The 22,171-nt window shown below is 59.1% G+C and carries 18 protein-coding genes; 6 read left to right on the forward strand and 12 right to left on the reverse strand.

Annotated features, from left to right (window positions below; genetic code table 11):
- Positions 1-18: 18 nt before the first annotated feature.
- Positions 19-267 carry a VOC family protein gene (locus AC2FD8_RS04080; RefSeq protein WP_496854164.1) on the reverse strand — a complete coding sequence of 83 codons (249 nt, stop codon included), beginning with the start codon at positions 265-267 and terminating at the stop codon, positions 19-21.
- Between the two features lie 285 nt (positions 268-552).
- Complete coding sequence (locus tag AC2FD8_RS04085) at positions 553-1,398, reverse strand: HalD/BesD family halogenase (RefSeq protein ID WP_496854165.1); 846 nt, start codon at positions 1,396-1,398, stop codon at positions 553-555.
- Positions 1,399-1,823: 425 nt separating this feature from the next.
- Between AC2FD8_RS04085 and AC2FD8_RS04090 the strand changes: the two genes are divergently transcribed.
- The 3 genes from AC2FD8_RS04090 to AC2FD8_RS04100 all read left to right on the forward strand — a co-directional run bounded on the left by AC2FD8_RS04090 (position 1,824) and on the right by AC2FD8_RS04100 (position 5,196).
- Complete coding sequence (locus AC2FD8_RS04090) at positions 1,824-3,575, forward strand: acetolactate synthase 3 large subunit (RefSeq protein WP_496854166.1); 1,752 nt, start codon at positions 1,824-1,826, stop codon at positions 3,573-3,575.
- A 66-nt stretch (positions 3,576-3,641) separates the two neighbouring features.
- A complete protein-coding gene (ilvN, locus tag AC2FD8_RS04095; RefSeq protein ID WP_496854167.1) occupies positions 3,642-4,202 on the forward strand; it encodes an acetolactate synthase small subunit in 561 nt (186 codons plus the stop codon).
- Between the two features lie 292 nt (positions 4,203-4,494).
- Positions 4,495-5,196 carry a helix-turn-helix domain-containing protein gene (locus AC2FD8_RS04100; RefSeq protein WP_496854168.1) on the forward strand — a complete coding sequence of 234 codons (702 nt, stop codon included), beginning with the start codon at positions 4,495-4,497 and terminating at the stop codon, positions 5,194-5,196.
- Here the strand turns inward: AC2FD8_RS04100 and AC2FD8_RS04105 are convergent.
- The 6 genes from AC2FD8_RS04105 to AC2FD8_RS04130 all read right to left on the reverse strand — a co-directional run bounded on the left by AC2FD8_RS04105 (position 5,193) and on the right by AC2FD8_RS04130 (position 13,849).
- Complete coding sequence (locus tag AC2FD8_RS04105) at positions 5,193-5,966, reverse strand: DUF2189 domain-containing protein (RefSeq protein ID WP_496854169.1); 774 nt, start codon at positions 5,964-5,966, stop codon at positions 5,193-5,195. The two genes, AC2FD8_RS04100 and AC2FD8_RS04105, sit on opposite strands and share 4 nt — an antisense overlap.
- Before the next feature lie 23 nt (positions 5,967-5,989).
- Positions 5,990-7,390 carry an amidase gene (locus tag AC2FD8_RS04110; RefSeq protein WP_496854170.1) on the reverse strand — a complete coding sequence of 467 codons (1,401 nt, stop codon included), beginning with the start codon at positions 7,388-7,390 and terminating at the stop codon, positions 5,990-5,992.
- A gap of 190 nt (positions 7,391-7,580) precedes the next feature.
- Positions 7,581-8,705 (reverse strand): peptide chain release factor 2, encoded by a 1,125-nt coding sequence (gene prfB / locus AC2FD8_RS04115; RefSeq protein ID WP_496854171.1) that lies wholly within the window; start codon positions 8,703-8,705, stop codon positions 7,581-7,583.
- Between the two features lie 112 nt (positions 8,706-8,817).
- Positions 8,818-11,307: a penicillin-binding protein 1A gene (locus tag AC2FD8_RS04120; RefSeq protein ID WP_496854172.1), complete on the reverse strand. Its 2,490-nt coding sequence runs from the start codon at positions 11,305-11,307 to the stop codon at positions 8,818-8,820.
- Between the two features lie 94 nt (positions 11,308-11,401).
- Positions 11,402-12,622 carry an N-acetylmuramoyl-L-alanine amidase gene (locus AC2FD8_RS04125; protein WP_496854173.1) on the reverse strand — a complete coding sequence of 407 codons (1,221 nt, stop codon included), beginning with the start codon at positions 12,620-12,622 and terminating at the stop codon, positions 11,402-11,404.
- Positions 12,623-12,688: 66 nt separating this feature from the next.
- Positions 12,689-13,849, reverse strand: coding sequence for a pyridoxal phosphate-dependent aminotransferase (locus tag AC2FD8_RS04130; protein WP_496854174.1), 1,161 nt, complete (start codon positions 13,847-13,849; stop codon positions 12,689-12,691).
- On the opposite strand from AC2FD8_RS04130, the gene AC2FD8_RS04135 reads away from it, so the two are divergent.
- Together AC2FD8_RS04135 and AC2FD8_RS04140 are read left to right on the forward strand one after the other, a co-directional pair.
- On the forward strand, positions 13,848-15,230 hold the full coding sequence (locus AC2FD8_RS04135) for a M48 family metalloprotease (RefSeq protein WP_496854175.1): 1,383 nt from the start codon (positions 13,848-13,850) through the stop codon (positions 15,228-15,230). The genes AC2FD8_RS04130 and AC2FD8_RS04135 overlap by 2 nt on opposite strands.
- On the forward strand, positions 15,227-15,985 hold the full coding sequence (locus AC2FD8_RS04140; protein WP_496854176.1) for a DsbA family protein: 759 nt from the start codon (positions 15,227-15,229) through the stop codon (positions 15,983-15,985). Before AC2FD8_RS04135 ends, AC2FD8_RS04140 begins: the two co-directional genes overlap by 4 nt.
- Before the next feature lie 36 nt (positions 15,986-16,021).
- On the opposite strand, the gene AC2FD8_RS04145 is transcribed toward AC2FD8_RS04140, so the two are convergent.
- The 4 genes from AC2FD8_RS04145 to hemA all read right to left on the reverse strand — a co-directional run bounded on the left by AC2FD8_RS04145 (position 16,022) and on the right by hemA (position 20,424).
- Positions 16,022-16,591, reverse strand: coding sequence for a hypothetical protein (locus tag AC2FD8_RS04145; protein WP_496854177.1), 570 nt, complete (start codon positions 16,589-16,591; stop codon positions 16,022-16,024).
- Positions 16,592-16,681: 90 nt separating this feature from the next.
- On the reverse strand, positions 16,682-17,803 hold the full coding sequence (gene ispG / locus AC2FD8_RS04150) for a flavodoxin-dependent (E)-4-hydroxy-3-methylbut-2-enyl-diphosphate synthase (RefSeq protein ID WP_496854178.1): 1,122 nt from the start codon (positions 17,801-17,803) through the stop codon (positions 16,682-16,684).
- Positions 17,804-17,873: 70 nt separating this feature from the next.
- Entirely contained in the window at positions 17,874-19,070 is a 1,197-nt protein-coding gene (locus AC2FD8_RS04155) for a helix-turn-helix domain-containing protein (RefSeq protein ID WP_496854179.1), read from the reverse strand.
- Positions 19,071-19,200: 130 nt separating this feature from the next.
- Positions 19,201-20,424, reverse strand: coding sequence for a 5-aminolevulinate synthase (gene hemA, locus AC2FD8_RS04160; RefSeq protein ID WP_496854180.1), 1,224 nt, complete (start codon positions 20,422-20,424; stop codon positions 19,201-19,203).
- Positions 20,425-20,751: 327 nt separating this feature from the next.
- Between hemA and AC2FD8_RS04165 the strand changes: the two genes are divergently transcribed.
- Positions 20,752-22,137, forward strand: a complete 1,386-nt coding sequence (locus tag AC2FD8_RS04165) for a dipeptidase (protein ID WP_496854181.1) — start codon at positions 20,752-20,754, stop codon at positions 22,135-22,137.
- Positions 22,138-22,171 lie beyond the last annotated feature (34 nt).

Genomic DNA, 22,171 nt, shown 5'->3' on the forward strand with positions numbered 1-22,171 from the left:
TGACGATGGGCGGGAGGGCTACCCGCGTGGCCTTATATCCTCACCGAAAAAAATCAACGTCCCATCCTCGTCAATGACGTGAAATTCGCGTTGCTGGTACGGCTGATCAAAAGGCGCGCGCACTCGCCCGTCGGGCAAATCTTCCAGACCCGGCTTGAGGCTTTCATACAGCGCATCAATCCCCTCGACATCTATATAAAAAGACTGCTCATCCCCCAATGGCCTACCATCAGCGCGTGGCGGGCATTCCAGCAATCGAATGGCCACAGGCCCGCGTGACAGAAACGCATAGTTGTCTTGCCTAAAGCGTTTCGGGTTTTATCTGAAACATCAAGCGACACGAATGTCCCGAGAACGCTGAAAGCGTGACAGGGTATTCGTGTCACGGGTTTAACCCGAAACGCTATAAACCCACAGCTGAATCCCAGCCGCTCACAATAGAAATCAATCTGGTTTTGCAACGACGAACACAAAACAAACGGGGTGAGTTGCAATACACGTGCCATGCCAAGACCTTTCCTGAATTGACGTCAGCCTATCGGCACCGGCAACTCAGTCCAACAATTCATCCGCCCGGCGGCCCTCGCGCGCATGGTGATGCGGTAGAACCCGACCATAAAGCTGCCGCGTCCTTTCAACCCCGCCACACATGCCTTCGGTATCCACAAACGAGAAGATGCCCACATAGCGCTTGCGCGCGCCTTCAACCGGCGCAACCCGGTGCAGGGCATAGCGACCCTTGAATATCTGCAGATCACCGGGCTGCAAGTCTATCCTGTGAACGGCCTGCATATCGCCATCCAGAACTCTTCTTACCGCCGAAAAATTCTCATCCTCAGAACTGCGCAGATTCGGAGCATATTCAAACGCGCCGCCTGCCTCGGCGTTCTGAATGGCCAAGGTCACCGTGTAGTTGTTGGTGTCGAAATGCCAGGGAAACCCCTGCCCCTCTTCCAGGACATTGATGATGACATCCGCCAGCGGATCATCATAGCGAAAGAACCGATCCTCAGGCTCATCCAGCGCATCGCGGATGAAGGGCAGAAAACCGTCGGACTCGTAGATGCGCCGCAGAGGACCTGATTTGGGGAAATTGTCCGCAGGCACAAACGCATTCGACCGGTCATAGAAGCGGCGCACCGGATGCCCGATCCCAAAGCTGGGATTATCCTTGGTGAAATAGACATTCGTGCGATTGAAGGACCGATGCGCCCTGGGCGAAACCGTCTCGGCCTCTTCCAGCAACCGAACCAGCCCGGCCTCATGCACAAACCCCGGCAAAACCGCGCAGCCATCGTGCTCAAGCTCTCGGTGCAGATCTCCGATCAACTGACGATACGCAGCCGAGTCTGGGCGATCAATCGGATAGCGCCCCAAATCCACGAGTTCCTGCAGCAAGGCCGACCTCCGCGTCTGTTCCTCATACAAGACAGCCTGCCGCAGCAAATGACATGCTTCTGGTTCATTTCAGACATCGCGTTGGCGGTTTTGGACAAGTCGGAAATCCGTCGAAGCACCGCACGACCCCCTCTATTTTGCCGGAAATTCCCAACGTGCGTCATTTTGCGCAACAAAATGTCGGAAAATTCATCAATCCGGTCATGAAATTCATACGATTGACTGTTGACGCTCCGTCGCGCCGAACATAATGTCCCCTGCAAGCTGATAAGGAGCCTCTGGCGATGAACACGCTAGTCGTAATCGTAGGAAACACGCGTATGGGCCGGTAACGGAAAACCACAATCGAACCCATGCGCCTCCGAAAATCTCGGGGGCTTTTTTTTGGCAAACGCAAGACACATGTCGCGAACGGAGCAAAGCAGATGACACGTGAGATGACCGGCGCAAAGATGGTGGTTCAGGCCCTCAAGGATCAGGGTGTGGACACAGTATTCGGATACCCCGGTGGCGCCGTCCTACCGATCTATGATGAGATCTTTCTGCAAAACGACATCCGCCATGTCCTGGTGCGGCATGAGCAAGGCGCGGTTCACGCCGCCGAAGGCTATGCCCGGTCGACGGGCAAACCTGGCGTTGCGCTGGTGACATCCGGCCCTGGCGCGACCAACGCGGTCACCGGTCTGACGGATGCGCTGCTGGACTCGATCCCGATTGTTGTTCTGACCGGTCAGGTCCCGACCTTCATGATCGGCTCGGATGCGTTTCAAGAGGCCGACACCGTTGGCATCACCCGCCCCTGCACCAAGCACAATTGGCTGGTGAAGGAGACGGATTCGCTGGCTGAAACCATGCACGAGGCGTTCCATGTTGCCACCTCGGGTCGTCCGGGTCCGGTGCTGATCGACATTCCCAAGGACGTGCAGTTTGCAACGGGTGACTATACCGTCCCCAAAGCCTCGACCTCGCACTATCAGCCTGTTGTGAAGGGCGATCTGGAAGAGATCACCGAACTGGTGGCCGCGATGGAGACCGCCAAGAAACCCGTGTTCTACACCGGCGGCGGCGTCATCAACTCGGGCCCCGCAGCCAGCCAATTGCTGCGTGAACTGGTGGATGCGACTGGTTTCCCGATCACTTCGACCCTGATGGGACTTGGCGCTTACCCGGCCTCGGGTGAGAACTGGCTGGGCATGCTGGGGATGCATGGTCTCTATGAGGCCAACCTGGCGATGCATGATTGCGACCTGATGATTAACATCGGCGCGCGGTTCGACGACCGGATTACCGGCCTCATTGACGCCTTCTCGCCGAATTCGAAAAAGGCGCATATCGACATTGATCCGTCCTCGATCAACAAGGTGATCCGCGTTGACATCCCGATCGTCGGCGACGTGGCCCATGTTCTGGAAGACATCCTGAAGGTCTGGAAATCGCGCGGCCGCAAGACCGATGCGGCCTCAGTCGCCAAATGGCAAGAGCAGATCGCCGACTGGCGCAAGGTCAACTGCCTTGCTTACACCAACAGCGAAAAGACGATCAAACCGCAATACGCGCTGCAACGCCTTGAAGAGCTGACCAAAAACCACGACCGCTACATCACCACCGAGGTTGGCCAGCACCAGATGTGGGCCGCGCAATACCTTGGGTTCGAAGACCCCAACCGCTGGATGACATCGGGCGGTCTGGGCACGATGGGCTATGGCACCCCGGCCTCGATCGGTGTGCAGATGGCGCATCCGGATGCGCTGGTGATCAACGTCGCGGGTGAGGCCTCGTGGCTGATGAACATGCAGGAAATGGGCACCGCCGTTCAGTACCGCCTGCCGGTCAAACAGTTCATCCTGAACAACGAACGCCTCGGCATGGTCCGGCAATGGCAAGAGCTGCTGCATGGTGAGCGGTACTCGCATTCGTGGTCCGAGGCCCTGCCCGATTTCGTCAAACTCGCCGAAGCCTTCGGCGCCAAGGGCATCCTGTGTTCCGATCCCGCTGATCTGGACGACGCGATCATGGAGATGATCAACTATGACGGCCCGGTGATCTTTGACTGCCTTGTTGAAAAGCACGAGAACTGCTTCCCCATGATCCCGTCGGGCAAAGCCCATAACGAGATGCTGCTGGGCGAGGCCGAGACGCAGGGCGTGATCGATTCCAAAGGTTCGGTTCTGGTTTAACAACATTCGTCGGAATTGACCGGGCGTCCAACGCCCGGTTTTCGCAAGATGATGAAAGGGACATAAATGTCTGCCCTACATATCAAAAAAGGCTCTAGCCGCCATTCGGCCTATAACCTACGCCCCACCTTTTCGGACGTGCAGGAGCGCCACACCATCGCGGTTTTGGTCGAGAACGAGCCGGGCGTTCTGGCCCGCGTGATCGGCCTGTTCTCGGGCCGTGGCTATAACATCGAAAGCCTGACTGTGGCCGAGGTCGACCACACGGGACACCTCAGCCGCATCACCATCGTCACCACCGGCACCCCGCAGGTGATCGAACAGATCAAGACACAGCTGGGTCGTATCGTGCCAGTTCATGACGTCCATGACCTGACGGTCGAAGGCCCCTCGGTCGAGCGGGAACTGGCGATTATCAAGGTCGTTGGCGACGGCGATAAGCGGGTCGAGGCCCTGCGTCTGGCCGATATTTTCCGCGCCAATGTGGTCGACAGCACGTTGAACTCGTTCATTTTCGAGATCACGGGCGCGCCTGACAAAATTGACGCTTTTGCCGATCTCATGCGCCCGCTTGGGCTGATCGAGATCGCCAGAACCGGTGTGGCTGCCCTTTTGCGCGGCGACTGACAACAGATTGGTCCCGGCCGGGCATCGCCGGGACCTTCCACGTGGGATGCATTGAGGTGAATCTTGTCTCATTTTGAGATAAACTGCGCAAAAAAGCCTGCAAATTACCCATAAAGATTACTCACAACAGACAAAACCTATTGCCTTTGCTCTGCACCTGACTAGCATCGCAGGCGCAACGCGGCGTGGGGAAACGTTGCTTTGGGGTCATCTTTACGATTTCGGTCACACAACCGGTCCTCCGGGCTGCACCGCTGTTTTTCGACTGAAACTGCCGATGCATGGGGAATCGATGCCAAACGACACGCGCAGCCCTGCCGAACTTCGCGCCATGTTCGGGGCAAACCTCAGACGGTTGGCGCGAAACTACCCATCGATTTCGGCATTGTGCCGCGATCTGGGCATCAACCGAACGCAATTCAACAGATACCTTGCCGGCGAAAGCTTTCCCCGCGCGGATATTCTGGACCGGATGTGTCGCTTCTTTGATGTGGATGCCCGCATCGTTCTGACCCCGCTTGACGACATCCCCGATGCCAATACGCATCATGTGAACGCAACTCTGACGCAATTCCTCGGCTCGGGCGCTCAGGCCACCCACGACTGTACCTTTCCGCCAGGGTTTTATGCGGCATCGGACACTCGGACGTCCATCGTTTTGCACGCCAAACGGCTGCCGCAATGCACTTTGATCCGCGGCTTCACACCGCGCAGCGCCATGCCCGGCAGCTCATCCAGGGCACGAGAGGTGCGCGGTATAGCGAGCTGTTCCGGCGATTATGTCTACATGCTGATTTCCGGTCGAAACGGCCAGAACAGCCGGGTCTATGTGGTCAGCAAGAAAGATACCGTCTGGCAAGGCACAAGCTACACCCGCCCAGAAAAAGACGACGCGCGCCCCGTGACCCTGATCCGTCTGGGGCAGGATGCAATAGATGCGCTTGGTGCCGCACGTAAGCTGACAAGGGCCTACAGGCCCGAAGAACAGCGCTAGCTCGGGTCATCCTCGCAGATCAGGCGATACAGGTGCCAGCTTGCATGGCCTAAAAGCGGCAGCACCAGCAGCAACCCCAGGAACCACGGCATCATCGCAACGAATGTCAGCACGGCGATGAAAATGCCCCAGCCGATCATGACCGGAAAGTTGTCCCGCACATAAGAGAAGCTCGCGATCATTGCAGACACGAAATCCAGTTCGCGATCCAGCAGCATCGGGATCGACAGCACGGTGATCATGTACAGAATGGTGGCAAAAACTGCCCCGACAGCGGACCCTACGGTCAGCATCGTCAATCCGTTTGACGTGAGGTACACCTCAAGCGACGAGGACACGTTCGTCAGCGTCGACAGCCCCATGAACAGGGCAAAGATCATGTGCCCCAGAAAGAACCAGAACAGAAACATCACCACGATGATCGCGCAGATTGAGGGCAACTGGCGGCGGCTCTGATGCAGTACAACCCCGAAAATTGCCTTGAAATCCAGGTCTTGCCCCCTCTCCAGACGGCGAGAGACTTCATAGAGACCGACCGCCGCAAATGGCCCGATCAGAGGGAAGCCGATCGCGGCAAGGACCAGCCAATAACTTGTTCCTGTCTGAATGGTCACCCAGGCGATGGCCCAGCCCGCCAGCACATAGAAGCCCGCAAAAACCAAACCAAACTGCGGTGCCCTGCGTAGATCAACCCACGCCCGCCGCATCGCCTGTTTCAACATCCCACTGTCAACAGGGCGCATCTGAGGCGCACCGAAAGGTCTTTCCATCTGTTTCTCCTCCACCTCTGGCCCTATCTCATCGCAGGCCTTTTTTGCGGCCATGTCGTTGCCTCATGATACGCCGCCCCCAAGGACAGCAGCCGCGCGTCCGAGCCTTTGGGACCAAATAGCTGAAAGCCCATGGGCACCCCTTCGGCTCCGAACCCGGCAGGCGCTGCCAGGCAGGGCAAACCAATCAGGCTGACCGGCACGGTCACCTGCATCCAGCGATGATAGGTGTCCATCGCTCGTCCCTTGATCTCGCGCGGATACGGCGTCTCGATATCGAAAGGCCAGACCTGCGCAGCCGGCAGAACCAATGCATCATAGTCCTGAAACAGCCTCGCCGCCCGCCGGAACCAGTCCGACCGGGTCACACTGGCCGCGTGCACCTGCATCGCGGAGAGCGACAGGCCACGCTCCAATTCCCACTGCGCGCTGTCTTTAAAGGCCTCTGATTTGCCCTGCAGCGGTTGCAATCCTGCTGCCACCGCCCAGGACCGCAGGGTGACCCAACTGTCCCACATCCTTTCTGCATCGAAAGGCGGAGCCAGGCTTTCGACCACTGCGCCTTGCTCTTCAAAAACACACAAGGCGTCGCGGCAAAGGCCCAGAATGCCGTCCTCAACCGGAAACGCGCCGCCCCAGTCTCCCAACCAGCCAATCCGCAAGCCCTTCAGATCAGCAGCCTCAACAGGACCCACAGAACCGGTATCCGCAACCAAAGGTGCCCGCGGTTCAACGCCCGAGATCACGTCGAGCAACAGCCCCAAATCCTCAGGGCAGCGCGCCATCGGCCCCAGAGTCGACAACTGATGCAGAAAGCCATCCCCGACAGGTTCCGAAGGTACCCGCCCCCAGCTGGGGCGAAATCCGTAGACGTTATTCCACGCGGCCGGATTGCGCAGACTTCCCATCATGTCCGAACCATCGGCCAACGCGACCATCCCGGTCGCCAACGCAACCGCCGCGCCGCCGGATGAACCGCCACAGGTACGCGCCCCATCATAGGGGTTCCGGGTCGCGCCATAGACCGGGTTGAACGTGTGTGAACCAAGCCCGAACTCGGGCGAGTTCGTCTTGCCGATCAAAATCGCCCCCGCCGCGCGCATCCGCGCCGCGATCAGATCATCCTGATCAGGCACAAAATCGCGAAACAAGGGCGATCCCTGCGACGACACTATCCCGGCGACATTGACCAGATCCTTCACCGCGATCGGCAGCCCGTGCAGTGGCCCCCGATGAGGCCCCGCATCCAGCGCCGCCGCCTCGGCCAGCAGATCATCCCCTTCGCGCAGGGCCACTATCGCATTGACCGCACCATTCACGGCCTCGATCCGCTCTAGCGTCGCAGCCATCACCTCGACCGCTGAAACAGCGCCAGATGACAATTTACCGGCCAACGCCATTGCAGAAAGCTGAGTGACATCCATCCGGGTTTCAACCGCCTCGATCTGTTAAATTCAAATCCAGCCTAGCCGCGCACCCCGACCAATAAAACCCATTGTTTAAATACATCTTTTCCCAAATGGCCAAGCACCACCCGGATCCCCTTCATCTGGCTAAAAATATCTCGGGGGAGTCGCGGCTTGCCGCGGCGGGGGCAGCGCCCCCTGCCCAGCCTTAGTCGCCCTGCGCCTCAGACCGGCTCTTGCCCGCCACATTCAACGCCAGTGTCGCCGCCATGAACCCATCCAGATCCCCGTCCAATACACCTTTGGTGTCCGAGGTCTCGTGATTGGTCCGCAAATCCTTCACCATCTGATAGGGCTGCAAAACGTAAGATCGGATCTGGTTGCCCCAGCCCGCATCTCCCTTGGCTTCATGCGCCGCGTTGATATCGGCGTTCCGGCGGTCCAGCTCTTGCTGGTAGAGGCGCGATTTCAACGCCTTCATGGCAATATCGCGGTTCTGGTGCTGCGACTTCTCGGACGAGGTCACAACGATCCCGGTCGGGATGTGCGTGATCCGCACCGCCGAGTCCGTGGTATTCACGTGCTGACCACCCGCGCCCGAGGACCGATAGGTATCAATCCGAATATCGGCCGGGTTTACCTCAATCTCGATATTGTCATCGACCACGGGATAAACCCAGACCGAACTGAACGAAGTATGCCGCTTGGCCGCCGAGTCATAAGGCGAAATACGCACCAACCGATGCACACCGCTTTCCGATTTCAGCCAGCCATAGGCATTGTGACCGGAAATCTTGTAGGCCGCCGACTTGATCCCGGCTTCTTCACCCGCGGTCTCGGATTGCAGCTCGACCGTATAGCCCTTCTTTTCCGCCCAACGCACATACATCCGCGCCAGCATCGAGGCCCAGTCGCAGCTCTCGGTCCCGCCTGCGCCCGAGTTGATCTCGAGGAAGGTATCGTTGCTGTCGGCCTCGCCATCCAGCAGTGCCTCCAGCTCTTTCTTGGCGGCCTTGTCTTTCAGAGACTTGATCGAGGCTTCGGCGTCCTGAACAACCTCGGCGTCCTCTTCCATCTCGCCCAGTTCGATCAGCTCGATATTGTCACTAAGATCGGTTTTGATGGACTCGTAGGTCTCGATCGCGTCGACCAGCATCTGCCGTTCGCGCATCAGTTTTTGCGCGTTCTCGGGGCTGTCCCACAGGTTCGGATCCTCGACCCGCGCGTTGAATTCCTCAAGCCGATGGGGCGCGGTTTCATAATCCATACGCTGGGCCAGCAGCTCCAGCGACTTTTCGATTTCCGCCACGATATTCTGGGTTTCGGCGCGCATGGTGTTGTCCCAACTTGCTCAATCAGGCCTGCGTGATAGCAAGAGCCGAAGGCCACCACAAGACAGGCCAGACCGGATTGCAAGTCTGGCCGTCAGAGAATTCGCAAAGCGATCAGTAAAGGCCGCCGGTACTCAAATCCCCTTGCGAGGCTTTGGGGCCGACGGTGACAGTGCTGCCGGTCGAAGTCTGCACCTGAACGCCTGCGCGTTGTGCCTCTTCAAACAGCGGAAGGTCCGATCCGATGGCAAAGCCACCGTCATAGATACGGTCGATAAACCCATCCACACCATCCCGGAAGAACTCGGCCACGACATAGTCGCCGGATGCGTCCGCAGGCAGACGTGCACCGCTGAAACGGTCGATCTTGATGAAGTGACCACCCTCGGGCACTTCGAACGGGCCGCCGCCGTATTTCTCGACCGCTTTTTCCATGAAACTCTGGAACACCGGGCCGCACATGGTGCCGCCATAGGCCCCCCGGCCCATCGGGCGCGGGCGGTCATAGCCGATATAGCAACCGGCCACGATGTTCGAGGTAAAGCCGATGAACCACGCATCCTTGGATTCGTTGGTCGTACCGGTCTTGCCCGCCGTGGGCACCGGTAGATTGATATGCCGTGACGCCGTTCCGCGATCCACAACGCCTGTCATCATCGAGGTCAGCTGATACGCGGTAATCGCATCCATCACCTGAGAACGGTTGGTTTCAATGGTCGGAGACTCGTTCGGCTCCAACCAGGTCGAGTTGCAATCGAGGCACTGGCGATCGTCATGGCGATAGATCGTCTTGCCAAAGCGGTCCTGAATCCGGTCAACCAGTGTAGGCTCGACCCGCTCACCGCCATTGGCGAACATCGCATAAGCCGCAACCATTTTATACAGCGTGGTTTCCTCGGACCCCAGCGAGTTGGCCAGGAACGCGCCCATCCGGTCATACACACCAAAGCGTTCCGCATAGCCCGCAACGACGGGCATCGTGACCTCTTGCGCCAGACGGATGGTCATCAGGTTCCGCGACTGTTCGATCCCTGTGCGCAGCGGCGTCGGGCCGTAGAACTTGTTCGACGAATTCTTGGGCCGCCACAGGCCCTGCGGGGTATTCACCTCAATCGGGGCGTCCACAACGATCGTCGCAGGGCTGTAACCACTGTCGAGCGCAGCGGCATAGACGAACGGCTTGAACGAGGATCCCGGCTGGCGTTGCGCCTGCGTGGCGCGGTTGAACACGGTATCCTGATACGAGAACCCGCCCTGCATCGCCAGAACGCGACCCGAGTTCACGTCCATCGCGACAAAGCCACCCTGCACTTCGGGCACCTGACGGGCGGACCACTGGCCCTCTTCTCCGGCCATGACAAGGATCACGTCACCACGTTTGAAATTGTCGAAAAAGTTGCCCTGCATCCATTTGATGTCAGAGCGCGGAATGGTGCCGTCAGCGGGGCCGTCCTCGATGCCCACGGTCAATTGTTGCTCGGCCACGTCCAGTACAACGGCCGGGTACCACTGGGTCGGCAGCACGACGTCGCGGGGAATTTCCAGCTGGGCCAGTGCATCGCGCCATTGGGCTTCCTCCGCCAGCTGTTCTTCGGCAATCACCTCGCCCGTGCCACGCCACTTGCCGCGCGACAGATCGTATTTCTGCAACGCCTCACGCAGCGCAAGCGCGGCCTCGACCTGCATTTCCTCGTCAACCGAAGCGCGCACGGTGAAGCCGCCCGTAAAGAACTCACCCTCACCGAAGTCTTCGCTCAGCTGACGTCGGATTTCGTCGGTGAAATAGTCACGCGGCGGCAGCGCGGTGCGGAAGCTTTCGAAATCCCCGTTCTGGACCGACCGCAGAGGCATCTCGACCTCGGTTTCATAGGTGGCCTGATCAATGTACCCGTTCTGGTTCATCTCGCGCAGGACGTAGTTGCGGCGGGCCAGCAGGCGTTCTTTCTGGCGGACCGGATGGTAGTCCGATGGTGCTTTGGGCATCGCGGCCAGCATCGCGGCCTCATGCGGGGCCAGTTCCTGCAGGGTTTTGTTGAAATAGGTCTGCGCCGCAGCGGTCACACCGTAGGAGTTCTGACCCAGAAAGATCTCGTTCATATAAAGCTCGAGGATCTGTTCCTTGTCGAGCGTATCCTCAAGCCGGGTAGCGAGGATGATTTCCTTGATCTTGCGCTCGGCCCGACGGTCGCCCGACAGCAGGAAGTTCTTCATCACCTGCTGCGTGATGGTCGAGGCACCGCGAACAGTTTCACCTTTGGTGCGTACAGCTTCGACACCAGCAGCGATGATGCCGCGCGGGTCATAGCCCTGATGGGTGTAGAAATTCTTGTCTTCCGCAGAAATGAAGGCCTGTTTCACCAGGTCGGGAATTTCCTCGGACGGGGTGAACAGACGGCGTTCCTGTGCAAACTCGTCGATCAACTGCCCCTCGCCGGAATAGATCCGGCTGATCGTGGGCGGCTTGTATTGGGCCAGCGACTCGTGGCTGGGCAGGTCGCGGCCATACATCCAGAAGACCGCGCCGATCACCAGCGCAACCATGAAGATACCCAAAGTCACGAGGCTGAAAACTGCCCCGAAAATCGATAGAATGAACCGGATCACGTCACTGCCTTTTTTTCGCGCTGCCGCCTATATAGGGATGCTGCGCCCAAGGGTCAAAACCACAAGCGCATTCTAGCCGTTTTGCGCCGTCAGGTCACTGTCCAATCAGGGACCGTCTGATCACATCTTGCTGCCGCCAGTCCTCCAAACCCTGATAAATCCCCAGCGCCATTTTGGCGCGCCATTCGGGGTTTTTGATGTTTTTCAGGTCTCTGGGGCTGGAAAGAAACCCAAGCTCGACCAGGACAGACGGGATATCCGCCGCCTTCAGTACCGAAAATGAGGCTGTGCGCAGCGGTTTGCGGTTCATCGGCCCGCCCTGTTGCGCCATGCCATTGGCAATCGCATCCGCAAGCGACGTGGTACGGGGTTTGGTTTCCTGCCGCGCCATGTCCAGCAGCACATCGGTGACCTGATCATCGGCCCCGTTCAGATCAACGCCGGACAGAAGATCGCTCCGATCATGACGTTCGGCCAGTTTGACGCTGGCCACGTCCGAGGCATCCTCGGACAAGGTATAGACCGCCGCGCCATGGGCCTGACCTTCGGAAAGGGAATCGGCATGCAGCGAGATAAACACATCCGCACCCGCCCGGTGCGCCAATGCGATACGACGCTCAAGCGAGACAAACTGATCGTCAACCCGTGTCAGAACAACCTCGTAACCACCTGACCGCAAAAGCAATTCGCGTATCTCGCGCGCGAAGGTCAGCATCATGGTCTTCTCGTCAATGCCGCCGAACTCAGCCCCCGGATCAATACCGCCATGGCCGGGGTCCAGCATCACCCGCAAGACCTGCGTCCCGTTGCGCGGGACCTCGGATGTGGTGACGGCGGGTTCGGGAAGATCCCAGCCGTGGTTCTGCGGCACGCCCGCCGATGCGTTGAACCTGTCAAAATCGGTGCCGACCAAATGCAGGGTCAACAGCGCCGCGCCCGAGGCCTCATCCAACCGCAGCTCGGCAGTGTCCACCTCCATTGGCGCGCCCAGTTCCAGCACCATGCGGGACCAGCCGGGAACATAGGCCCCGAATTGCACACCGGTGATCCGGTCGGTTTGCAGGAAATCCTCGGCGTTGAGGCCGGTCCAGTCGACCTCCTGAAAGTCGAGAACCATGCGGTAGGGATCGCGCAGCGTGAAGATGCGGTAAGGCACACCCTGGCTGACGCCAAGATCGACCTGAACCGCCGTGCGACCAGAATCGATGATGCGGCTTTGGTCCGGCTGCACGCGCGCCAATGCGGTAAAGTCCTGTGCCAATGCGGCACCGGACAGCGCCCAGATCAGCGCGATGCAATAGAAAATCCTGCTCATGGCCTCAAGTTTTCCCGAGATCGTTTGAGCGTGACCCTAGCGCATCCGCCTCCTCTTGTGAACGCTTTACACCGGCTGCAACGCGCCGCGTTCGACCATGAAGCTGCGCAGACGCTCTAACCCGTCCTGGATATCGGCAGTGGCCCTTGCGTAGGAGAACCGCAGGGTCGTATGCCCACGCTCGGGATCGAAATCCAAACCGGGCGTGACGGCCACTCCGGCCTGCTCCAGAATCTCGGCAGCAAAGGCGCGGCTGTCATCGGTCAGGTCAGAGACATCGGCATAAACGTAGAACGCCCCGTCAGGTGGCGCGATATTCGTGAAACCGGCCTTGGGCAGCCCTTCGAGCATCAGCGCGCGGTTGCGACGGTAGACGTCGAGATTGGCCTGCAGCTCTTCCTCGCAATCCATCGCGGCCAAGGCGGCCACCTGGCTGGCATGGGGCGCGCAGATGAACATGTTCTGGGCGATCCGTTCGACCACGCGGACCTGATCCTCGGGCACGACCATCCAGCCAACACGCCAACCGGTCATCGAGAAATACTTCGAGAAGGAATTGATCACATAGCATTCATCCGTCAGCTCCAGCGCGGTGACGGCTTTGGCCTCATATTCCAGCCCGTGGTAAATCTCGTCACTGATGAACGAGGCACCCTGCCCCCGCGCAGCGTCAATCAACGCGCCCATCGACGTGTGATCCAGCATTGTACCGGTCGGATTGGCGGGGGACGCGACCATCAGGCCCTGAAGATCAAGTCCGGCAAAATCCGAAGGCACTGGTTGCAACCGGTTCTCGGGCAAGGTCGGCAGGTCGACGGGCACCAGCCCAAGCGCTTTGAGGATCTGACGATAGGACGGATATCCCGGTGCGCCGATCCCCACACGATCCCCGCTGTCGAACAGTGCGGTAAAGGCCAGCAAGAACCCGCCGGAAGACCCCGGCGTTACCACCACCCGTTCGGGGTTCAGATCGACATTGTACCACTCGCCATACATCTGGGCGATCCGCTGGCGCAAAGCGGGCAGCCCAAGCGCGACGGTATAACCCAACGGGCCTTGCTCCATTGCTTTGGCAAGGGCCGCAGTCGCGGCTTTCGGGGCGCCGGTTCCGGGCTGGCCGACCTCCATATGAATGATGTGGCGTCCGGCTTCTTCGGCTTTGCGCGCGGCCTCCATCACGTCCATCACAATAAACGGATCGACCCCGGACCGGGTTGAGTTTCTCATGCCCATCTCCCATGTTGCAGCCATGGCTTTTGAACGCGTATCCCGGCTGGCGTCAATCCCGGCCCTGATACTTGCGGCTGTCCTCTGGCTGACGGCGGCAGCGCAGAGCCACGCCCAAAGCCTGATCCGCGATCCCGATATCGAGTTCGGCCTGCGCGAACTGGCCTTTCCGGTGCTGCGCGCAGCCGGACTAAGCACCAATCAGGTGCGTATTCTGGTGGTCAACGACAACACCTTCAACGCCTTCGTGATCGACTACAACGCGATCTACCTGAACTACGGCCTGATCCTGTCGGTCGACAGCCCCGAAATGCTGCAAGCCGTCATCGCCCACGAGGCCGCCCATATCGCCAACGGTCATCTGGCCCGCCGTCACCAGAACCTGCAGGACGCGCAACGCAAGGCAAGCCTTGGCACGGCGCTTGCCCTGATCGCAGCCGCGGCGGGCGGAGGGGAAGCCGCTGCCGGGATAGCAGCCGGCACGCAAAGCGCGGCCATTCGCAGCTTTCTGGGGCACACGCGGGCCGAGGAAGCCTCGGCCGATCGCAGCGCGGCCAGCTATCTGCGGTGGGCCGGAATCTCACCCCGTGGGATGGTCGCGATCCACCGTAAATTCGCCGGGCAGGAATTGCTGAGTACAGCCAACCAAGATCCCTATATGCGCTCGCACCCCACAGGCAGGGATCGTCTGCGCGCGGCCGAGGCGTTTCTGGACGAGTTCGGCGATCAAAGCCAACCCAATGAAACCGCCGACTACTGGTTTGCCAGGGTGAAGGGTAAGCTCTCGGCCTTTCTGCGCTCTCCGAGTTGGACAATGCGCCGCGCGAAAGAGGAAACGGCTTACGACATCCAAATGATGCGCGAGGCGTCGGCCCATCATCAGAACCGCGATCTGGCCCGTGCGCGCGCGGCGATAGATGAAGCCTTGAAAACCCGGCCCGAGGATCCGTTCTACTATGAACTGAAAGGCCAAATCCTTCTGGAAAACAGGCAAATGTCCGAGGCGGTTGATGCATATACTCAAGCGGTTGAAATGGCGCCCCACGATGCGTTGATCCTTGCCGGATACGGGCGGGCGCTGCTGCTGCAGGGGCAGACCGACAAGGCGTTGCAAGCACTCGAAAAAGCCCGCGCCCGCGACTACCGCAATGCACGGCTGATGCGGGATCTGGGCGTCGCCTATTCCAAGGTCGGCAACAACGGGATGGCTTCGACCGTCACCGCAGAACGATACGCCTTGCAAGGCCGGCTGGTCGATGCAGGCATTCACGCAAGACGGGCCATCGGGCAACTTCCCGAAGGCTCACCGGGTTGGCAAAGGGCACAAGATGTGTTGATTGCCTCAAAACGCGCAGAGAAAGCGAAAAGGAAACGCAAATGATCCTGAAATATGCAGCCCCCGCCCTTTTGGGGCTTTCCCTGATATCGACATCGGCGCAGGCACTGGACCTCAACGCGCTCAGCGATGCGGAAAAAGCCGAGTTCGGAGCGCAAGTGCGCGCGTATCTGCTGGAAAACCCCGAAGTGATCATCGAAGCGATCACCATTCTGGAGGAGCGCAACGCAGCCAGCCAGGAACAGACTGATCGCGATCTGGTCGCTTCGAACGCGGATGAGTTGTTCAATGACGGTTACAGCTGGGTTGGTGGCAACCCGGATGGCGACATCACTCTGGTCGAGTTCATGGACTACCGCTGCGGCTATTGCCGCCGTGCCGTGCCCGAGATGGCCAGCCTGTTGGCCTCAGATGGCAATATCCGTCTGGTGATCAAAGAGTTCCCGATTCTGGGCGATGCCTCGGTTTTGTCCTCGCGCTTTGCCGTGGCGACCAAACATGTCGCCGGGGGTGACGCCTATAAACAGGTCCACGACGCCCTGCTGGAATTCAGTGGTGAGCCCAGCGAAGTGACACTGCGCCGCATCTCGGACGGGCTTGGGCTGGACAGCGACGCCATCATCGCCGCGATGGACAGCAATCAGGTCACAGAAGAGATCACCCGCACCCGAGAGCTGGCACAACGCATGCAGATCACCGGCACGCCCTCGTTCGTTCTGGGCACCGAAATGCTGCGCGGCTTCCTGCCCGCAGATCAGATGAAGCAGATCGCAGACGGCGTGCGGGCTGAACAGGGTTGACACCTCAGGGGCGGCATGACCGCCCCTTTCTCTATACTAGTCGAAGGGATATGGCGCGTCGCATTTCATGGACACGACCCAAGTCGGCGTGCCGTTCGACCTGAAATCAGTCGCCGGAACTGCTTCACCCTTGATACCGGCGGGAATAACATCGCGTCCCTGCCTTTGGCTTTCCGTCAGGATTGCCTGCAAGTCCTGCGGATTGGTGTATTTTCGGATTCCGGTATTTTCAGTGATCGGCCCAGACGGGCAATAGGTGCCCCGAGCAATCTGTTGCGCAAACGTAAACGCCGCTTTTGCATCGCGACCATCGCGCAACGACAACGCAACCCTAGACGTCAACCGCGGATCAACTGTCATGATCGGCGTGAGGCTGCCCTTTGGTTTGCCCCTCCCGCCCGGGCTGATACGCACATCGGTGCGCGTCGTGGTTCCGTTCTCATTGGACCCTGATACGTTGACGGACAAGTACCCAAGCTGCGTTCCCTGCGTTGGCGGAACCGGGACATGAAAGGCGCCCGGCTGCTTGTTATAGTCGCTTGAAGGGCTGCTACATGCAGTCAAAGCGGTGGCCAAAAGCCCCGCGCAAATCGCTTTGAGTTTCAATACTCACTGCTCCTGAAAATTCATTCCTTTGCCGCTACTAGTAGCGGCAAATCAGGCCAGAACATGGCATCATACTATGAAACTCTGAAACTACTCAGCGGCCTCAGCCGTTGCATCTAATTCGGCTGCCTTCTTCTCGACCTCTTCCACGATGTGGTCGATCATCTGGTCGTTCGACATCTTGTGGCTAGCCTTGCCTGCCAGATAGACCATGCCCGCCCCTGCTCCGCCGCCGGTGAAGCCGACATCGGTCATTAGCGCCTCGCCCGGACCATTTACGACGCAACCAATGATCGACAATGACATCGGCGTCTTGATGTGTTCCAGGCGGTGCTCCAGCGCCTCGACGGTTTTGATCACGTCAAATCCCTGACGCGCGCAGGAGGGGCAGGAGATGATGTTGACCCCGCGATGGCGCAGGCCCAGCGATTTCAGGATTTCAAAACCAACCTTGACCTCTTCGACCGGGTCGGCGGACAGGCTGACGCGGATCGTGTCGCCGATCCCCATCCACAGCAGGTTGCCCAGCCCGATGGCGGATTTGATGGTGCCGCTAACCAGCCCTCCGGCCTCGGTGATCCCAAGGTGAATGGGGGCATCGGTGGCCTCGGCAATACCCTGATAGGCCGCCGCCGACAGGAACACGTCGCTGGCTTTCACGCTGATCTTGAATTCGTGGAAATCATTGTCCTGAAGAATGCGGATATGTTCCAACCCGCTTTCGACCATCGCCTCGGGACAGGGTTCGCCGTATTTCTCAAGCAGGTGCCGCTCTAGCGAGCCTGCATTCACACCGATCCGAATCGAGCAATTGTGGTCGCGCGCGGCCTTGATGACCTCTTTCACGCGTTGTTCGTTGCCGATATTACCCGGATTGATCCGCAGACAGGCCGCGCCGGCCTCTGCCGCTTCGATTCCACGACGATAGTGAAAATGAATGTCAGCCACGATGGGCACCGGGCTTTCGCGCACGATCTCTTTCAGCGCCTTGGCCGAGTCCTCATCCGGAACGGAAACCCGCACGATATCAGCTCCGGCCTCAGCCGCAGCCTGAACCTGCGCGACCGTTGCCGCCACATCAGTGGTCAGGGTGTTGGTCATGGTTTGCACTGCGATCGGAGCATCACCTCCGACCGGCACGGTGCCGACCATGATCTGACGGGATTTGCGGCGGTAGATATCGCGCCAGGGACGTACGTGGTTGAGCGACATGAAGAGAGGTCCGCATCTGCCTAGGTTGCCTCATAGATAGTTCGGCAACCGGGGTAGAGCAATGGCAAGACTACTCGGTAGGTGCGTCCGTGGTTTGCGTCCGAAGCTCGGCCACCAATTGCTTGAGGGCACTGTTCTGCTCGGCCTCGAGATCGGCGACGGCATAGGTCTCAGCCACCGCGTCCTTGGACAGGACAACCCCTTTCGCCACAGTACCCGGCGCACCGACCGGCCCGAAATGCTCACCATTCATCGAAAAGAACACCGAACCCGACGCGCCAGCCCGCAACAGCGGGGGTTCTTCGGTCAGCGGCACTTCGAATACGTTGCCCTGTTCAACCGTGCCCAGCGTGCCTTCGAAGATCACGCTGCCATCGGCGGCCGTTACGCGCATCCACGCGGGGTTCACGGCCACGATCTTCAACGTTGTATCCAATTGCTCGACCACCTGTGGCAAGGCCGGGCGTTCAACTGTGTGCAACTCGGCGACCTGAACCTCGGGCAGTTCCGGTGCGCGGAACGTGCCGACGGTCCGTGGGTCAAGCGTGGAAATCGGAGCATCCCGCGCAACCATCACCGGAACATCCAGCGCTTGCGGACGATAGAGGCGATCCAGTGCTTCGGCAGAGGCTGTCTCGACCGTGTCTGTGCTACGCGCCGCATCAAGGGGGTCGAGGTCCGACAGAACCACCGGCGCTTGCTCAACCGGGCTGACCTGCACCTGCTGAATCTTGTTCAGCACGGCCCAGCCGCCATAGCCAATACCGCCAATGACGGCCAGCAACACCAGCGACGAGCCAATGGCGCGTGGTTCGACCTGACTGACAAAGGATTCCTTGCCCGGAATATAAGGCGTGTTCGGAGACATGAACGGATCCCGCCCCATCGGGCCACGGGCTGGAAGACCTCCGGTCGGTTTGCGGACAACCGACGCCTCGGCAGACATGCCATGCGCGACCTCAAAGCCGCTTTCCTTGCAGAAGATGGCAAAGGTCTCATCCGGGTTCATGCCCAGATACCGGGCGTAAGAACGCACATACCCGGCGATGAAGCCGGGTGTGTCAAACGCATCGGGATCGGCGTTTTCTATGGCAGCGATGTAGTTGGCTTTGATCCGCAGTTCGCGCTGAACATCCAAAAGGGATTTGCCCATAGTGGCGCGTTCGCCGCGCATCTGATCGCCAAGCCGTACTTCGTAGTCGTCAAACCCCTTTGGTCTGACCTCTACACCTTCTTCGGAATTGCGCTGTGATCTGCGCCCTATCATTCCTGCCGCCCCATTTTTGCCCGTCGCGTGTTTCACGCTAGTGGCGAATCGTCCCCATAACGATTCGTCCACTTATTTTGTTAGCGTAAGCTTAACACGCGGCAAACAGGTTGCACACTTTAGCGTGAGGTTATCCGGCAAGTTCGGCGCGATTTAGCGCACAATGTGACCAAAGTTCGTCCATCGCCTGAACCAGACGGTTCACCTCACCCGGGCCATGGACCGGAGATGGGGTAAAGCGCAGGCGTTCCGTACCACGTGGGACGGTCGGGAAGTTGATCGGCTGCACATAGATACCGTGATCATCCAGCAACCGGTCGCTCAGGATTTTGGTATGGACCGGGTTGCCAACGATGACCGGTACGATGTGGCTGCCATGGTCAATCAGCGGCAGGCCCAGACCTTTCAGGCGCAGCTTCAGAATCTTGGCCTGAGTCTGATGTTGCTCACGCAGTTCCTGAGCCACCTTCAGATGCGCGACCGAGGCCGCAGCACCCGCCGCAACGGCAGGCGGCAGAGACGTGGTAAAGATGAACCCCGGCGCGTATGAGCGGACGGCGTCGCACATCTTTTCGCTGGCAGCGATATAGCCCCCCATCACGCCATAGGCTTTGGCGAGGGTGCCATTGATGATGTCAATGCGATGCGCCAGACGGTCACGCTCGGTCACACCACCACCGCGCGGGCCGTACATGCCAACTGCATGGACCTCGTCAATATAGGTGAGCGCACCGAATTCATCGGCCAGATCGCAAATCTCTTCGATCGGACCAAAGTCACCATCCATGGAGTAGACAGATTCGAAGGCGATCAACTTGGGGGCTTTGGGGTCGTCAGCTTCAAGCAGTTCACGCAGATGGGCGACGTCGTTGTGGCGGAAGATGCGCTTGGCGCCGCCATTGCGCCGCACGCCTTCGATCATCGAGGCATGGTTCAGCGCGTCCGAATAGATGATCAGACCGGGGAACAGCTTGGGCAAGGTCGAAAGCGTCGCGTCATTGGCGATATAAGCGCTGGTGAACAGCAGAGCGGACTCTTTGCCATGCAGATCGGCCAGCTCAGTCTCAAGACGCTTGTGATATACAGTCGTACCCGAGATGTTGCGCGTCCCGCCCGACCCTGCACCAGCCGCATCGACGGCCTCGTGCATTGCGTCCAGGACAACCGGGTGCTGGCCCATGCCCAGATAGTCATTGCCGCACCACACGGTAATGTTTTGTCGCGTTCCATCGGGACGGGTCCGAACGGCATGCGGGAAGTGCCCGTTGCGGCGTTCGATGTCGATAAAGGTCCGGTAACGTCCTTCGTCATGCAGCCTGGCAATCGCTGAATCGAGCTGAGCAGTATAGTCCAACGGACCCTCCTTGATCGCCTCGGGCAAACCCCTTACCCGAAGCTTGTATTCTGCCACCCTCAGAGCCGTAGCTTTCAAGCGACTTTGCGTTCCCACGTCGGACCTTTCTATAGCCATACGTCTGAACCCAACTTTGATTTGTATCAAATATAAGTTTCATAGCCACGCAGCAAGTAAACTTACGTCTAATAGACGCGGGGAAACGACGCAGGTACAAAGCTATATTCCGGTCAGTTACAAGGGGGCACGGCTGTACACTCTTCTCTGGACGGCAGCGCCAACACTGGTAGGGTTCGCACAAATCCATTCCCATGCAGGAGCCCTGTTATGTCGCTAGACGCCGTGCTGAGCCGGATCGATTCTGATCTGCAAACCTCGATCGACCGCCTGATGGAGCTGTTGCGCATCCAGTCCATCTCAACGGATCCCGCCTACAAAGCAGAGGTCGACAAAGCCGCAGATTGGTTGGTATCGGACCTGCAGAGCATTGGGATCGCAGCAGAAAAACGTGAAACACCTGGCCATCCGATGGTCGTGGGGCATGTAGGCGAAGGCCGTGAAGGTCCGCATGTGTTGTTCTATGGGCACTATGACGTGCAACCCGTCGACCCGCTGAACCTGTGGAACCGCGATCCGTTCGACCCTGCGATAGAAGAGACCGAGAACGGACCCGTCATTCGCGGCCGTGGTTCGTCCGATGACAAGGGCCAGTTGATGACCTTTGTCGAGGCCTGCCGCGCCTGGAAAGCTGTCCACGGCACCCTGCCCTGCCGCATCACCTTTTTCTTCGAAGGTGAAGAGGAATCAGGCTCGCCCTCGCTGGTGCCATTCCTTGAAGCGAACAAAGACGAATTGCAGGCCGATCTGGCCCTGGTTTGCGACACCTCGATGGTGTCCCGCGGAGTGCCCTCGATTGCTTCGCAATTGCGCGGAATGCTGAAGGATGAGTTCACCATCGTCGGCCCCCGCATCGACCTGCATTCCGGCCACTACGGCGGCCCCGGCCTGAACCCTCTGCGCGAATTGTCCCGGATCGTGGCCTCGTTCTATGACCATGAAACCGGACGCGTCGCTGTCGAAGGTTTCTACGAGGGCGTTCACGAGGTCCCGGCAGATCAGTTGCGCCAGTGGGAAAACTGCGGCTTCGACGAAGCCGAATACCTGAACTCGGTGGGCTACAGCGAACCGCACGGTGAGAAAGGCTATTCCACGCTGGAACAGCAATGGGCCCGCCCCACGCTTGAGGTCAATGGTCTGTGGGGCGGCTACAACGGCGCCGGATCAAAAACGGTGATCCCGTCGGAAGCCCATTGCAAAATCACCTGCCGTCTAGTCGGCGACATGGACCCCGATGCCCTGCGCGAAAAAATCCGCAACCATGTGCAAGAGCGCCTGTCCCCGGACGCCAAAGTTGTCTGGGACAATGACCTGGAAGGGTCTCCAGCATCGGTCATGAATCTGGACCGCCCTGAATTCGAAGCCGCCCGCGCAGCACTGTCTGACGAATGGGGCCGCGAGGCCGTATTCACCGGAATGGGCGGCTCAATCCCGGTCGTTGGTTATTTCGACACTGTTCTGGGACTGGATTCGATGCTGGTCGGCTATGCCAATGACGACGATGCCATCCACTCGCCGAATGAGAAATACGATGTCAAAAGCTTCCACAAGGGCATCCGCTCTTGGGTCCGCATTCTCGATGCTTTGAATTCGTAGAAGTCTTTTGCGAGGCTCTGCCTCGCGCTCCGAG

Source organism: Ruegeria sp. YTSC192 (assembly GCF_059609705.1).

Bases quoted from the DNA above. Each gene is read 5' to 3' on its own strand.
- AC2FD8_RS04090 (WP_496854166.1), top strand. From the start codon at position 1,824: ATGACACGTGAGATGACCGGCGCAAAGATGGTGGTTCAGGCCCTCAAG.
- ilvN (WP_496854167.1), top strand. From the start codon at position 3,642: ATGTCTGCCCTACATATCAAAAAAGGCTCTAGCCGCCATTCGGCCTAT.
- AC2FD8_RS04100 (WP_496854168.1), top strand. From the start codon at position 4,495: ATGCCAAACGACACGCGCAGCCCTGCCGAACTTCGCGCCATGTTCGGG.
- AC2FD8_RS04105 (WP_496854169.1), bottom strand. From the start codon at position 5,966: ATGGAAAGACCTTTCGGTGCGCCTCAGATGCGCCCTGTTGACAGTGGG.
- AC2FD8_RS04110 (WP_496854170.1), bottom strand. From the start codon at position 7,390: ATGGATGTCACTCAGCTTTCTGCAATGGCGTTGGCCGGTAAATTGTCA.
- prfB (WP_496854171.1), bottom strand. From the start codon at position 8,705: ATGCGCGCCGAAACCCAGAATATCGTGGCGGAAATCGAAAAGTCGCTG.
- AC2FD8_RS04125 (WP_496854173.1), bottom strand. From the start codon at position 12,622: ATGAGCAGGATTTTCTATTGCATCGCGCTGATCTGGGCGCTGTCCGGT.
- AC2FD8_RS04135 (WP_496854175.1), top strand. From the start codon at position 13,848: ATGCCCATCTCCCATGTTGCAGCCATGGCTTTTGAACGCGTATCCCGG.
- AC2FD8_RS04130 (WP_496854174.1), bottom strand. From the start codon at position 13,849: ATGAGAAACTCAACCCGGTCCGGGGTCGATCCGTTTATTGTGATGGAC.
- AC2FD8_RS04140 (WP_496854176.1), top strand. From the start codon at position 15,227: ATGATCCTGAAATATGCAGCCCCCGCCCTTTTGGGGCTTTCCCTGATA.
- ispG (WP_496854178.1), bottom strand. From the start codon at position 17,803: ATGTCGCTCAACCACGTACGTCCCTGGCGCGATATCTACCGCCGCAAA.
- AC2FD8_RS04155 (WP_496854179.1), bottom strand. From the start codon at position 19,070: ATGATAGGGCGCAGATCACAGCGCAATTCCGAAGAAGGTGTAGAGGTC.
- AC2FD8_RS04165 (WP_496854181.1), top strand. From the start codon at position 20,752: ATGTCGCTAGACGCCGTGCTGAGCCGGATCGATTCTGATCTGCAAACC.